Origin of the sequence: Streptomyces yaizuensis (assembly GCF_034961445.1) — a bacterium.
Taxonomy (GTDB): domain Bacteria; phylum Actinomycetota; class Actinomycetes; order Streptomycetales; family Streptomycetaceae; genus Streptomyces; species Streptomyces yaizuensis.
Genome location: NZ_BSBI01000012.1, coordinates 15,411 through 28,177 on the forward strand (window position 1 = coordinate 15,411; position 12,767 = coordinate 28,177).

Here is a 12,767-nt window from a genome sequence, read left to right on the forward strand (position 1 = left end):
GGAAGCGGTACGGGAGGGTTGTGAGGGTGGGAGCGGGGTGCGGGGCGAGACGCAGGGTCAGGCGGGAGCCTTGGCGGGGGAGGGGTCGGTGCCGGCCTCCCGTAACTGCGCCTCACGCGGGAACAACGGCTCGCTGATCCGCAGCACCACTGCGGCGACCGTCACACAGACCGCCACCGCCGCGGGGACCAGCAGGGGGGAGGTGGTGAAGAGCCAGCCGACCAGCCCGGGTCCGACACCGTAGGCGATCGCTCCGGTGACCTGGAACAGCGACATGTAGAAACCACGTCTGTCCTGCGGCGCGATCGCGGCGGCCAGGGCGCTCGCGGTGGGGGAGCACAGCATCTCGCCGACCGCGAAGCAGGTGAAACCGATCAGCACCAGGGCCAGGGCCACGGCCCCCTCGAACCCCGACGCCCCGGAGATGAAGCCCAGCGAGCCGATCAGGGTGAGAGCCCCGGCGATCATCACCCGGGTTCTCCGGTAGGCGCGGACGAGCTGGGTGATCCACAGCTGGGTGGTGAACAGCAGCAGATAGTTGAGTGCGAACGCCAGCGTCGCGTACCACTCGCTCAGATCCAGGGTGTGGATCAGATACAGGGGCAGGAAGGACGCCGGTATCGCCCAGGCGCTGGCCAGCAGCAGCTGGGTGATCAGCAGCCGGCGGAAGGGCCGGTCGTGCAGGATCGCCCGCCACCTCCCCGCAGGGGTGCCGCTCTTCCCGGCCTCGCCCGGGGCCGGGGCCTCAGCCTCCTCCGTGACCAGGCGCGCGGTGAGGATGAGGAGCGCCGCGATCAGTTTGAGCGCGGCGTTGAGCAGCACGACGGCCTTGAGGACGCCGACCCCGCCCTGCGCGAGGAACACGGTGCTCAGCAGCGCGCCGAAGCCCACGCTGCCCGCGGTGATCGCCTGGACGAGGGCGAACCAGGAGTCGATCTGGTCACGGCGGGAGATCTGGATGATCAGGGTCGGCCAGCTGGCGAAGTAGAGCCGGTCCGCCGCCATCACCACGAAGACACAGGCGAAGATCGCCCCGTAGGAGTCGGCGAAGGGGTAGCAGGCGTACCCCACCGCCGTGAGCACATTGCTGGCGACGACGGTCAGCCGCGCGCCCCAGCGGTCCGTCAGCAGCCCGCCGAGCGGGGACAGCACCAGCGCGACGACGGTGGCCGCCGTCATGCTCCAGCCGATCCCCCTGATGGACAGGTCGGTGGTGACGGTGAAGAAGAAGAACGCGAGCGGCAGGAACAGCCCGACGCCGAGCGTGTCGACGCTCAGCGCGACCGCGATCCTCTGATTGCCCCGGAGGTCGGGCAGCATGTCCGTCCCGATCAGACGGCGGAGCCGCCCCGGGCCGGGCCCGCCGCCCGGCCCCGGGGTCGTGGTGGACGGACTGTTCATCTCGCCCCGCCGAGGGGGATGACCTGCGGCCAGCTGATGCCCGCGAGATCCGGCACGACGGCGTCGGCGTGCGCCAGCGCCGCGGCCGGCACGGTGGTGGTCAGCGCCACACAGGCCAGACCGGCGGCCTTGGCGGCGCTGACGCCCGAGGGGGCGTCCTCGAAGGCGACGGCGAGCTGCGGCTCGACACCGAGCGCGAGGCACCCGGCGAGATAGCCCTCCGGATGCGGCTTGCCGTTCACCACGTCCTCCGCCGTGATGAGCGTGACGAACCGGTCACCGGCGTCGATGGTCTCCAGCAGCGCCTCCGCATGGGCGCGCAGCCCCGAGGTGACCACGGCGATCGGCACGCCCCGGTCGGCCAGCGCATGCACCAGCTCCCGTGCGCCGGGCACCGGCAGCGGCGGGGGTATGTCGGGGCCGTTCAGATAGCCGACGGCCTCTTCGAAGAGCTGGTCCACGGTGAAGCCGGGGAACCGGTGCGCATGGTCCGCGATCGCCTCCTGCCCGCGCCGCCCGACGAAGGTGGCGAGCAGGGCGTCGTCGCAGGGCAGCCCATGGGTGGTGAAGAGCTTGGTCCAGGCCGCGCGGCTGCGGTGCTCAGTGGCCACAAGGGTGCCGTCGAGGTCAAAGAGTGCTGCCTTGAACTCTCGGGGCGCGGAAGCTGCGGTGTCCATCGAGCCCTTCTCCCTGGCGTGCGTGGTGTCCATGAAGTCCTTCTGCTGGTGCTGGTGCTGGTGCTGGTGCTGGTGCTGGTGCTGGTGGCGGTGGCGGTGGCGGTGCTCGTGCACCGGGCCCGGCGGCCGGATCGACCCGGCCGTCCGGGACCCGGGCGGCCGGTGCCCGATGGCCGCTAGCGGGTGAGATTCCGGTCGGCATCGGCGTACAGCCCCTGCCAGGGGCTGATCCGCTCGAACGCCGCCGCCGCGGCGACGACGAGGGCGTCGTGGTGACGGCGCGCGGCTATCTGGAGGCCGACGGGCACCCCGTTTCCGGCGACCCCGGCGGGAACCGTGGCCGCGGGGCTGGCCATCAGATTGAAGGGGCTGGTCAGCGACCAGCCGACCAGCTCGTCGACGGCTTCGCCATTGATCTCGCGCGGCCCGACGGTGGTGCGGTCGTCGGCGTTGCGGACGCCGGCGATCGAGTTGACCGGGCTGATGATCAGGTCGTACGAGTCGAAGAGCGTCTCGAAGGTGTCCAGGACCTCGGTCCGCAGCAGATCGTCGAGCCGGCTGCTGACGGCGTCCGGCTCAAAGCCGGCCCGCACACTGTCCAGATAGTCGGGCGAGATCACCGCGCTCAGCTCCGGCCCGAGGAAGTCCAGGCCCTGGCGGCGTGAGATCTCCGCCGACTCGGCGTGCGCGAGCGAGAGATACCGCCGCCACATGGCGGTCAGCTCGGCATGGGGCATGGGCAGCCGGAAGTCGATCTCGGTCACCGTGGCACCGGCCTCCGCGAAGGCGGGAAGCGCCGCCCGGACGACGGACTCCACCTCGCTCTCCACCGGATACCCACCGAGGTCGGGGCTGTAGCCGATGCGCAGACCAGTCAGCGGCCGGGACAGGGCGTCCCGCAGCGGGTGCTCCACGGGGAACGAGAAGGGATCCCTCGGATGCGGGCCCGACATCAGATCGACCCCGATGACCGCGTCCTCGACGCTGCGGGCGAGCGGGGCGTAGCACACCATCGGATTGAGGCGGCGGAAGGCATTGGGGCGTGCGGGCACGGCGACCCGGCCGAACGTCGGCATCAGGGTGAAGACGCCGCAGAAGGCGCCGGGCACCCGCAGCGAACCGCCGGCGTCCGAACCCTGGGCGAGGGGAACCATGCCGGCGGCGACGGCGGCGGCGCTGCCGCCGGAGGACCCGCCCGCATTCATGGCCAGGTTGAACGGGGTGCTCGTGGCACCGAACAGCTCGTTGTCGGTGGTCGCCTTGTGGCCGAACTCCGGGGTGTTCGTCTTGCCGACGACGACGGCCCCCGCGGCGGTCAGCCGCTCGACACACGAGATGGTGTCCGGCGCGATCGCCTCCGCGAAGGCCCTGGACCCCCGCGTGATCCGCACCCCGGCGACCGGGTCCAGGTCCTTCACGCCGATCGGGACGCCGTGCAGGGGCCCGACGGGCTCCCCCGACGTGAGCGCCTCCTCGGCCTGCTTGGCGGCGGCCAGGGCCTCGTCCGCGCAGAGGGTCACGAAGGCGTTGACCGCCGGATTGACGCGGTCGATCCGGTCGAGCGCCGACTGGACCGCCTCCACCGGGGATATCTCACGGCTCCGGATGAGCTGGGCCAGCCGGGCGGCGCTGAGATAGGTCAACTCGTCCATGCGGGGTCCTCTTCGTGATGGGCTGCGGTTTCGTGATGGGCTGCGGTGGGACGCGGGTCGCGGTCGGGGACCGCGCTGTCGTGCGGGTGGCGGGTGGCGCACTGCCGGAGCCGTGCTCCTGAAGAAACACCGGTGCGACGCGATCGGTTGCACCGCGACCGGGAGTGTACGGCCGTCCGGGCCCCGCTGATCCCCATCGGGACCCAAGTACCGCAGATTCGGCTTCCAAATACCGCAGAACCCCGGGATCGTACTGTGATCGGCACCGCATGCTTGCCGTATTCCGATGATCCGGTCTAGAACTGCTAGAGCATCGGAGCCGGGTGGCGACGATCCGCGACGAGCAGCCGAAACGCCCCTCTTCACCTTTCTTGGGAGAAGTCAAAACATGGGCTACAAAATAAGGAACCAGCTCGACGAAAGCACCCTTCTCGAATCCGCTGAAGGTGATTACCGGATCGAACCAGGAGCGCCGTCCGGTGCCGTGCAGGAGAATATTTCGCAGTCGGCGGTGAGAGATCTCCGGCTCTCTCTTGCCCTGCTCCAGTCGCAGGCCGAGGAAATCGTCTCGCGCGCCGCCCAGCTGGCCGAGTCGCTCCGCCGTCCGCTGGAACTGGCCGATGATCTCTCGGCCGGCGGTGTCGACCTGGTGGAGAACTTCGGACACGGCGCGGCCGCCACATCCATACCGCGCTGGCACTTCTCCATGCTGAACGACAAGGAGCGCAACGACGCCCTCGTCGTGGCCGTGGAACGTCAGGTGCGCCCCGGTGCCCATGTCCTGGACATCGGCAGCGGAACGGGACTGCTGGCGATGGCCGCGATCCGCGCGGGGGCGGCTCGCGTCACGACCTGTGAGATGAATCCGATGCTCGCAGAGATCGCCCGGCAGACCATAGCCGACCATGGAATGTCCGATGTGATCACGGTCCTCGGAAAGCGTTCCACGGACGTGGTCGTGGGCCGGGACATCGAGGACCGTGCCGATCTGCTGATATCCGAGATCGTCGACTGCGGACTGATCGGCGAGGGAATCCTTCCCTCGGTCCGGCACGCCCGCGAGCATCTGCTCAGGCCGGGCGCCGACATCTCCCCCCTCAGCGGCCGGATTTTCGGGCAGCTCGTCCAGAGCGAGGCCATCGCCGGACTGAACCACGTCAGCAACGCCGCCGGATACGACGTCTCGCTGGTGAATGTCGCGGCCACCCGCGGCCACTTCCCCGTACGGCTGCACACCTGGCCCCATCAGATGCTCTCCGCCCCGGTGGAACTGACCGCGTTCGACTTCGTCGCCGGTGACCTGGGGCCGGGCACCAGCACACCGGAGTTCGCGGTCACGGCCGACGGCCGCGCGGTCGGGCTGGTCGTCTGGTTCGAACTCGACCTCGGCGCCGGAGTCACCCTCCGCAACTCGCCGGAGAACCTCAGCTCGCACTGGATGCAGGCGTTCATCCCCCACCCGGAGCCGCTCGACGTGACCCGCGGCGACCGGGTCTCCACCACGCTGGAGTGGACGGACGACCGTCTCTACCTCCGCTGACCCCGCCGGCCGTACCGATCCCGCCGGGCGCACCCTCGGTGCCCGCGTTCCCTCGCAAGCTCGATGCCTCCAAGAAAGGGCAGCGGAATGAGTGGAAACCGCTTCACTTACACCCCGTTCGAACTCCGGGGAGATGAACTCAAGGAAGCAGTGCTCCGGTACGCGAGCAATCCGATCTACCTCGACAACGAGGAGTGGGAGAACAGCGACAACCCGTACCGCAGGCAGCTGCGCCCCCAGGTGCTCCGCCATCTCGACTACGACGCGATCCCGGGCCGCGACGGAATTTTCAACTACACGAGCCTCGCCGTGCAGCGATTGCTGACCAGTGTGTACGAGGCGGATCTCGTCTTCTTCCCCAAGGGTGGACTCGCCGGGCAGGAGGAGGATTTCCGCAGGTATTACAGCTCCAGTAACCGCGTCCTCGGGGAAACGATTCGCCCCGCTCTGGAGAAGTACGCCTTCGGCTTCCTCGACAACGAGGTCGAAGTCAGCGGAAACTGGACCCTGGAGAGCCTGGAGACCTATCTCGACTCGCTGGAGACGGACAGCGACGCGCCGTCCCTCTCGGAGAAGTCGATCCTGTCCTCCTCGAACGCGGAACGCGCCGCGCGGATGTGGCTGATCCAGTTCGCCCCCGACTTCCTCTCCGAAGCATCGCCCATGATCCGGAACGTCCTCGGCTACTACGGTGCCGCTCAGTCCGAGTGGTTCAAGATAATCATCGACGAATACGGGTACGGCGTTCACCAGACGAAGCACAGCACGCTCTTCGAACGCACGCTGGAATCGGTCGACCTGGGGTCGGACGTCCACCGTTACTGGCAGTACTACCTCAACGGAAGCCTGCTCGCGAACAACTACTTCCACTACCTCGGCAAGAACCACGAGCTGTTCTTCCGTTACGTCGGCGCGCTCTACTACACCGAGGCCAGCCTGGTCGGCTTCTGCCGCAGTGCCGTGCGCACCCTGGACGAGACGTTCGCGGGACGTGCCGACACCGAGTACTTCTCCGAGCATGTGCACATCGACCAGCACCACGGCCGGATGGCCCGGGAGAAGCTGATCCTCCCGCTGGTCCGGGCCCATGGCGTGGGGATCATCCCCGAGATCGTCCGGGGCATCGAGGAGTACCGGGTCATCAGCGCGGTCGCCGACGAGGACTTCTCCACCCAGATCTCCTGGATGGACGGCGGCCCCCGGTTCAAGGAGCTGCACGCGCCGGTCTACCAGGCCATCAAGGAGGGCCGGGTCACCGCGCCGGTCGCCGACATCGTGGAGCCGTACGGCGAACTCTCCAACACGCACTGCCACGACGGTGACGAGCTGTGCCACATCGTCTCCGGCACCATGAAGTTCGTCAGCGGCTTCGACTCGTACGAGATCCTGGAGGCCGGCCAGGGCACGGTGATCCAGAAGAACCGGCTGCACGGCGCCATCATCGAATCGGACGAGTGCGTCTACCAGATCCACTCGGTGGGGGACTACCAGGCATGCTTGTCGTGACCCTCGCCGCCGAAGGGCGGGGCAACTGCGTCACGGTGGACGACACCCCGTACATCTACGCGCACACCGCACGCGGCGGCTTCCTGATGCGGGCCCGGTGCCCGCATCGGGGCGGGCCGCTGCATCTGGCGGAACTCACCCCCGAGGGGCGGCGACTGGTCTGCCCCTGGCACGAGCGCAAGACCTCGATGGCGGCCATGAGCGCCAACCTGCCCGCCGTGCGCTCGGGATCCACGGTCACCGCGGTCGTCCCGCACGACCCGGGAGCCACCGTCGTCGTCTCGCACGTACCGCTCTCCGCGGACCTCGCACGGGACTGCGCCGCACCGGGACTCGGAAAGGAGGCGGCATGAGCACGACCACCGGTCCCGTCGTCATCGTCGACCCCTTCTCCTCCGGCGCGCAGTACGCGCCGGCGCTCGCCGGGTACGGCGTTCCCGTCGTCGCCGTCAGCTCCCACCCCCGGATCCCCACCGCCTACGCGGCGTCCTTCGATCCCTCGGCCTTCACCGAGGTCATCACCTACGAGGGCGACTTCGATCAGCTCGTCGCCCGGCTCGGGGCCCTGGGCCCCACCGGAGTGCTGCCCGGCACGGAGGTCGCGGTCGAACTGGCGGAGCGGCTCGCCGCCCGTCTCACCCCCGGCCGGGCCAACCTGCCCGGACTCGCCGACGCCCGCCGCCACAAGTACCGGATGGCCGAGGCCGTCGAGGCGGCCGGGGTGCCGGTGATCCGCCAGCGGTGCACCGCTTCGGAGGCGGAGATCGCCGACTGGCTCGTCCGGGAGGGCCTCACCGGCCGGGACCTGGTGGTCAAACCGCCCAAGAGCGGCAGCACGGACGGCGTCACCCGGATCCCGGGCGGCGTGGACTGGCAGACCCCCTTCCGTGCCCAGCTCGGTCAGCTCAATCAGTGGGGCATCGTCAACGATCAGATGCTCGTCCAGGAGTACGCCGAGGGCGTCGAGTACGTCGTCGACACCGCCACCACCGCACCGGGCCGGCACACCGTCGCCAACGTGTGCCGCTACAGCAAGGTGGCCAACGGCTCCTACATGGCCGTCTACGAGTCCATGGACTGGGTCGCCCCGGACGCCCCCGAGGTCCCCGCACTGGTCGCCTACGTCAAGGAGGTGCTCGACGCCCTGGGCTTCCGCTTCGGGGCGGCGCATGTGGAGGTGATGCTGACCGCCGACGGCCCCCGGCTGATCGAACTCAACGCCCGTCCGCACGGCGGCGGCCACCCCCGCTTCAACCGGGCCGCCACCGGCGACAGCCAGGTCGACCGGGTGGTCCGCGCGCTCGTCGGCGAGGACGGCGACCCGGCCGGCGGGGACGGCTACGAGCTGCTGAGCCCCACCCGGGTGGTCTTTCTGATGAGCACCCGCCAGGGCGTGGTCGGCAACACCGCCCCGCTGCGCGCGGTGAGTGGGCTGACCAGCCATCTCCACTCCGACGTACTGATCCGCGACGGCGACCGGCTGGAGGTCACCAAGGACCTGCTCGCCACGCTCGCCATGGGGTTCGTCGTGCTCTCCCACCCCGACCCCGCCGTGATCGAGCGGGACTACCGGGAGATACGCCGGCGGGAGTCCGCACTCGTCTTCGACGAAGCGGCACCGGCGGCCGGGCTGCCGGTATGACGGCGATCACGGGGCGGCGGTGAGATGACGGTGCCGGACGTCGTCAGCTGGGTCTTCATCGGAAGTTCACTGGCTGTGATCGTCACTCCGGGCCCCGACAACGCGCTCGTGGCGCGGCTCGTCCTGCGAGCCGCGCCACGGCGGTTCGTCGGCTCGGTGATCCTCGGGATCATGCTCGCGGGCAGCGCCTACGCGGCGGTGTCGGTGGCGGGTGTCGCGGTGCTCGCCTCCCAGGAGCCGGCGTGGTTCACCGCGTTGCGCTGGTGCGGTGCGGCGGTGCTGCTCGTCTGGGGCCTCCAGGCGCTGATCGGCGCGGCGCGCGCGCCCGCCCCCGATGCCGGGGCGGAGGAGAAGGGCACCGGACCCTCCACCTCGGTGCTGCGGGGAGTGGGCCTCGGACTGCTGTGCACGGGCAGCAACCCCAAGGTGATCCTCTTCTTTGTCGCCTTCCTCCCGCAGTTCGTCCCGCGCGACTCCTCGGAATCCTCCGGACAGGCCGCGCTCGCCCTGCTCGCGGTCTTCTATCTCACCCTGGTGGCCTGTTGGCACATCCTGGTGAGCGAGGTGCTGCTGGTGGTGCGCCGCAGACTCGACGGACGCCGACGGGCCACGCTCGCCCTGACCCGCGCGACGGACGGCCTGATGGGGGTGGTGTTCGTGACGCTTTCCGTACGACTGGTCTGGAGCGGCTGACCCGGGGCCCGGAAGAGCCCGGCACGCGAGCCCCGGCAGGATCCGCCGGACGGACCCTAGGCCGCGATCAGCGGACGGCAGCTCTTGCAGGCCCGGTAGCCCGCCGCCGCGGCCTCGCCGGTCGAGTGGAAGGGCACTTGGTGGCGCGGGGTGATCCGGCGGGCATGCGCGCATGTGGGATGGCAGTAGATCCGGGTCGTGTCGCTGCCCAGAAGGACCACCCCGTCCTGGACCATCCGCTCGACCCGCTCCAGATCCATGCCCTCGGCCGCCCGCAACAGCCGCTCCACGGACGACGGGTGCTCGCCTCCCGTGCCCAGCGGCCGCCCGTCGTCCGCCGTGACCCGATGGCCCGGGACGAGCACCGGCACCGGATTGCCGGCCAGCGCCCGCCCGACCTCGACCGGGGTCGGACCGGTCGTCGCGGGCCCCGCCGCCCCCGCCTCCCGGGCGATCCAGGCCAGCGGACGGAGCTGGCCGCGTGGAATGCTCTGCACCGCTTCCAGCACCGCGCGTTCGACCGGGGAGAGCCCGGTGTACGCGATGCGCAGGCCGCCCGGGCGGCCCGTGCGCAGAGCGGCCCTCAGCCCGGGTGGATACACGGTCGTGGAGACGACACCGCGTCCGGTGCGGAGCCGGTACTCGCCCTCGAACGGCTCGTCTCCCGGCGGGCCGCCGCCCGCGGGCTGCTCGGGGCCCGCGGGATCCCCGGCTTCGCCGGACACGAGCGCCGTCGCGGTCACCGCGCCGTCCGCGCCGTACGCGACAAGCAGTGGCAGTGGCAGCACGGAATCCTCCACCCGCACATACCGGTCGTAGTATTCGGCGGGGATCCGGGCGCTCCGCAGGACCCGATCGGCGAAACCGGTCGGTGCCCGGACAGCCAGACCGGCGAGCTCCGCCTCCAGGGTGTCCTTCGCCGGTCCTTCGCCGGCCCTGTGTCTGGTGTCGTTCATCTCGCCACCTCCTCGGCGTCTTCCTGTACGACTCTGTCGTCCTGTGCTGCCTCAAGGGCCGCGCGCAGCGCCTTCACCCCCCGGGACACCTGAGCCTTCACCGTGCCCGGTGGGCACCCCTGGACCTCGGCCACCTCCTGGTAGCTCAGGCCGATGATGTGCCGCAGCACGACCGGAACGCGATACAGCTCGGGCAGATTCCGTAACGCCCGGGTCAGCCGCGCCCGGTCGTCGGCGAGGGCGGCGCGCTCCTCGGGGCCGGGTCGCTCGTCGGGCCGGGAGAGCACCAGCTCCCGGGTCTCGTCCGTGCCCGTGAGGACGGGGCGGCGGACGGCGGTACGGACGTGGTTGCGCCAGATGTTGGCGGCGATGGCCATCAGCCAGGCGCGGGGCTTGAGTTCGCGGCGGCGCTGGGGCGGATAGTCCCGGAGCGCGGTGTAGGCCCGCAGGAACGTCTCCTGGCCGAGGTCCTCGGCCTCGGCGGGCGAGCCGGTGACCCGCAGGAGGAATCCGTACACCGCGGCGGAGTGGGTCTGCACCAGCAGGGTGAAGCCCTGGTCGAGGGAGAGCGCGAGGCAGTCGGTCAGCGCGCTCTCCGCCGGGTCCGTCGTGGAGGCCCGGGCCGGGCCGTCCGCCGTGGTGCCGTTCGCCCGGGGGGATAAGGAGGGAGGTCGGCGGACCGGTGCCCGCTGTGCAGGCCGCGTGGTCGCGCGCGGCTGCCCGAGTGTCTTCTTCGGCATGGTGTCAGCTCTGCGCTCTCGTCGAATCCGGGTCCCGCACCAGGGGATCCCCCGCCGGGGCGAAGGGACCCAGCCGGGCCAGGGCCCGGGTCGCCGACAGCGCGGCGCAGGCCCCCAGCAGTGCGAGGACCGCGAAGAGCGCGGCCGTCCCCGCGAAGGCGTCGACCGCTCCGGCGCGGTCCCCGGCGGGTGCCCAGCTCGCGTACAGACTGCCGAACGCGGCGACTCCCGCCGCCCCGGCGAGCTGGCCGTTGGTGGTGATGACCCCACTGAGGTCGGTGGCCCAGCGGCTGTCGACGGCCTCGGTCATATGGCCGATCAGGGCATTGGAACTGAGCCCGAGGCCGAGCCCGCCCAGGGCCAGCGCCGCCAGCAGCAGCGGTCCGTCACCCGGGCCGGACCACACCGTCAGGGCGACGGCGATGTACGAGACCGCCAGCAGGGAGCAGCTTCCCGCCGGGACATACCGCACCAGGCGCTCGGGCACCCGGCCCGCCAGCAGCCCGCCGACGCCGAACGCGGCGACCCACGGAACCATCACCATGCCCGAGTAGGCCGGGCTTCTGTCCAGTCCTTCCTGGAGGTAGTGCGCCAGCACGAACAGGAGGGCCAGATAGCTCGCGCTGGTCAGGCCGTGGGCGGCCAGCGCCCAGCGCAGGGGCGGGAACGCTGCCATCCGCAGATTGACCAGGGGGTGTCCGCCGCTCGTGGCCAGGCGCTTCTCCGTACGGACGAACCAGATGGCCGCGGCCGCCGCGCAGAGCACGCACACCCAGATCCACGCGGGCCAGCCCAGCTCACGGCCGAGCACCAGCGGGCCGATGGAGAGCAGGAGGGCGATCGTGAGCAGCCCCACTCCCCGCCCGTCCAGCGGACGCCGCTCCTTGGGGGTCTCCCGGGGCAGCACCCGCAGACCGGCGAGGAGCAGGACCGCGCCGATGGGAAGGTTGATGAGGAAGATGGATCGCCAGCCACTGCCCAGCAGGTCCGCGTGGATCAGGAGCCCGCCCAGGACCTGTCCGGTGATCGCGCCCCCGGACAGCGACACCGCGAACAGCCCCAGGGCGCGACGCCGCGCGGGCCCCTGGAAGTGGAGCTGGATGCCGCTGAGGACCTGGGGGACCATCAGCGCTCCGGCCGAGCCCTGGAGGAGCCGGGCGACGATGAGCTGCTCCGGCCCCTGGGCGAGCCCGCACATCAGGGAGGTCACCGTGAAACCGGCCAACCCCCAGAGGAAGACGCGCTGATAGCCATAGGTGCCGCCCAGCCGGGCTCCTGTCACCAGCAGGACGGCGTGGGCCACGATGTAGCCGGACACCACGAGATCCACTTGGCCGTCGGAGGCCCCGAGGCTGCTTTTGATCGAAGGGCCCGCGGTGTTCACTATCGCCGTGTCGATGTTGGCCATGAACTGGCCGGCCAGGAGTACGACGAGCAGCCACTTGCCCCGCTCCAGCCCGCTGGTGGACGCCACCGCCGGGATCACCGCCTCTCCGCTCTTGCAATCCGCTCGTGAGTCTCCGCGCGTCGGGTCGCTCTCGTCCCGTCGCGTTGTAGAGAACACCGGGGGCGGCGAGAGGGTTGCACCCGCCCGGCGCGTGCCGGGAGCGCGCTGCCCGTTCGCGGGTGCGGGGCGGCTCATGGACGCGGCGTGCGACGCGGCCCGGGGCTGCCGACCCGGGCTGCCGACCGGGACCTCGGATCGGGGCCGCGGACCGGGGCTGCCGACCGGCGCCGCCGGCCTGGAGCGACCGGGACCGGCGTGATACGGCGTGACACGGCGTGAAAGGGCCGGGCCGGATGGGACTGCTGCGGCGTGGGGCGATCGTGAGTATCCTTCCCGATCTCCGGGTCCGGATCGCGCGGGGCCGCCGGGTGGAACCGGCCGGCCCGGCGACACGGGCCACCCCCGTACCCGTCGGCCGGCCCGGCCTCCCACACCGGGCACGATGTCCGAATA

At 70.8% G+C, this 12,767-nt stretch carries 12 protein-coding genes; 6 read left to right on the forward strand and 6 right to left on the reverse strand.

The genetic code is table 11. The features are described from left to right. Nucleotides 1–57: 57 nt before the first annotated feature. Complete coding sequence (locus SYYSPA8_RS25965; protein ID WP_323449741.1) at nt 58–1,401, reverse strand: MFS transporter; 1,344 nt, start codon at nt 1,399–1,401, stop codon at nt 58–60. After that, nucleotides 1,398–2,111, reverse strand: coding sequence for an HAD family hydrolase (locus tag SYYSPA8_RS25970; protein ID WP_323449742.1), 714 nt, complete (start codon nt 2,109–2,111; stop codon nt 1,398–1,400). The genes SYYSPA8_RS25965 and SYYSPA8_RS25970 overlap by 4 nt, the downstream gene beginning before the upstream one ends. On the opposite strand from SYYSPA8_RS25970, the gene SYYSPA8_RS25975 reads away from it, so the two are divergent. Continuing rightward, nucleotides 2,097–2,258, forward strand: a complete 162-nt coding sequence (locus SYYSPA8_RS25975; protein ID WP_323449743.1) for a hypothetical protein — start codon at nt 2,097–2,099, stop codon at nt 2,256–2,258. The two genes, SYYSPA8_RS25970 and SYYSPA8_RS25975, sit on opposite strands and share 15 nt — an antisense overlap. Here SYYSPA8_RS25975 and SYYSPA8_RS25980 read toward each other — a convergent pair. After that, complete coding sequence (locus tag SYYSPA8_RS25980; RefSeq protein WP_323449744.1) at nt 2,255–3,730, reverse strand: amidase; 1,476 nt, start codon at nt 3,728–3,730, stop codon at nt 2,255–2,257. The two genes, SYYSPA8_RS25975 and SYYSPA8_RS25980, sit on opposite strands and share 4 nt — an antisense overlap. 388 nt (nt 3,731–4,118) lie before the next feature. On the opposite strand from SYYSPA8_RS25980, the gene SYYSPA8_RS25985 reads away from it, so the two are divergent. From SYYSPA8_RS25985 to SYYSPA8_RS26005, 5 genes are all read left to right on the forward strand, one after another. Then, nucleotides 4,119–5,270: a 50S ribosomal protein L11 methyltransferase gene (locus SYYSPA8_RS25985; protein WP_323449745.1), complete on the forward strand. Its 1,152-nt coding sequence runs from the start codon at nt 4,119–4,121 to the stop codon at nt 5,268–5,270. Nucleotides 5,271–5,357: 87 nt separating this feature from the next. Further along, on the forward strand, nt 5,358–6,776 hold the full coding sequence (locus tag SYYSPA8_RS25990; protein ID WP_323449746.1) for an iron-containing redox enzyme family protein: 1,419 nt from the start codon (nt 5,358–5,360) through the stop codon (nt 6,774–6,776). Beyond that, nucleotides 6,764–7,129 carry a Rieske (2Fe-2S) protein gene (locus SYYSPA8_RS25995; protein WP_323449747.1) on the forward strand — a complete coding sequence of 122 codons (366 nt, stop codon included), beginning with the start codon at nt 6,764–6,766 and terminating at the stop codon, nt 7,127–7,129. The genes SYYSPA8_RS25990 and SYYSPA8_RS25995 overlap by 13 nt, the downstream gene beginning before the upstream one ends. Beyond that, entirely contained in the window at nt 7,126–8,418 is a 1,293-nt protein-coding gene (locus SYYSPA8_RS26000; protein WP_323449748.1) for an ATP-grasp domain-containing protein, read from the forward strand. The genes SYYSPA8_RS25995 and SYYSPA8_RS26000 overlap by 4 nt, the downstream gene beginning before the upstream one ends. 24 nt (nt 8,419–8,442) lie before the next feature. Continuing rightward, complete coding sequence (locus tag SYYSPA8_RS26005) at nt 8,443–9,111, forward strand: LysE family translocator (protein ID WP_323449749.1); 669 nt, start codon at nt 8,443–8,445, stop codon at nt 9,109–9,111. A gap of 56 nt (nt 9,112–9,167) precedes the next feature. Here the strand turns inward: SYYSPA8_RS26005 and SYYSPA8_RS26010 are convergent, their stop codons facing one another. The 3 genes from SYYSPA8_RS26010 to SYYSPA8_RS26020 are packed head-to-tail and all read right to left on the reverse strand — an operon-like array spanning nt 9,168 to nt 12,281. Then, on the reverse strand, nt 9,168–10,067 hold the full coding sequence (locus SYYSPA8_RS26010; RefSeq protein ID WP_323449750.1) for an Ada metal-binding domain-containing protein: 900 nt from the start codon (nt 10,065–10,067) through the stop codon (nt 9,168–9,170). Continuing rightward, a complete protein-coding gene (locus SYYSPA8_RS26015; protein ID WP_323449751.1) occupies nt 10,064–10,807 on the reverse strand; it encodes an RNA polymerase sigma factor in 744 nt (247 codons plus the stop codon). Before SYYSPA8_RS26015 ends, SYYSPA8_RS26010 begins: the two co-directional genes overlap by 4 nt. A 4-nt stretch (nt 10,808–10,811) precedes the next feature. Further along, nucleotides 10,812–12,281, reverse strand: a complete 1,470-nt coding sequence (locus tag SYYSPA8_RS26020; RefSeq protein ID WP_323449752.1) for an MFS transporter — start codon at nt 12,279–12,281, stop codon at nt 10,812–10,814. Nucleotides 12,282–12,767 lie beyond the last annotated feature (486 nt).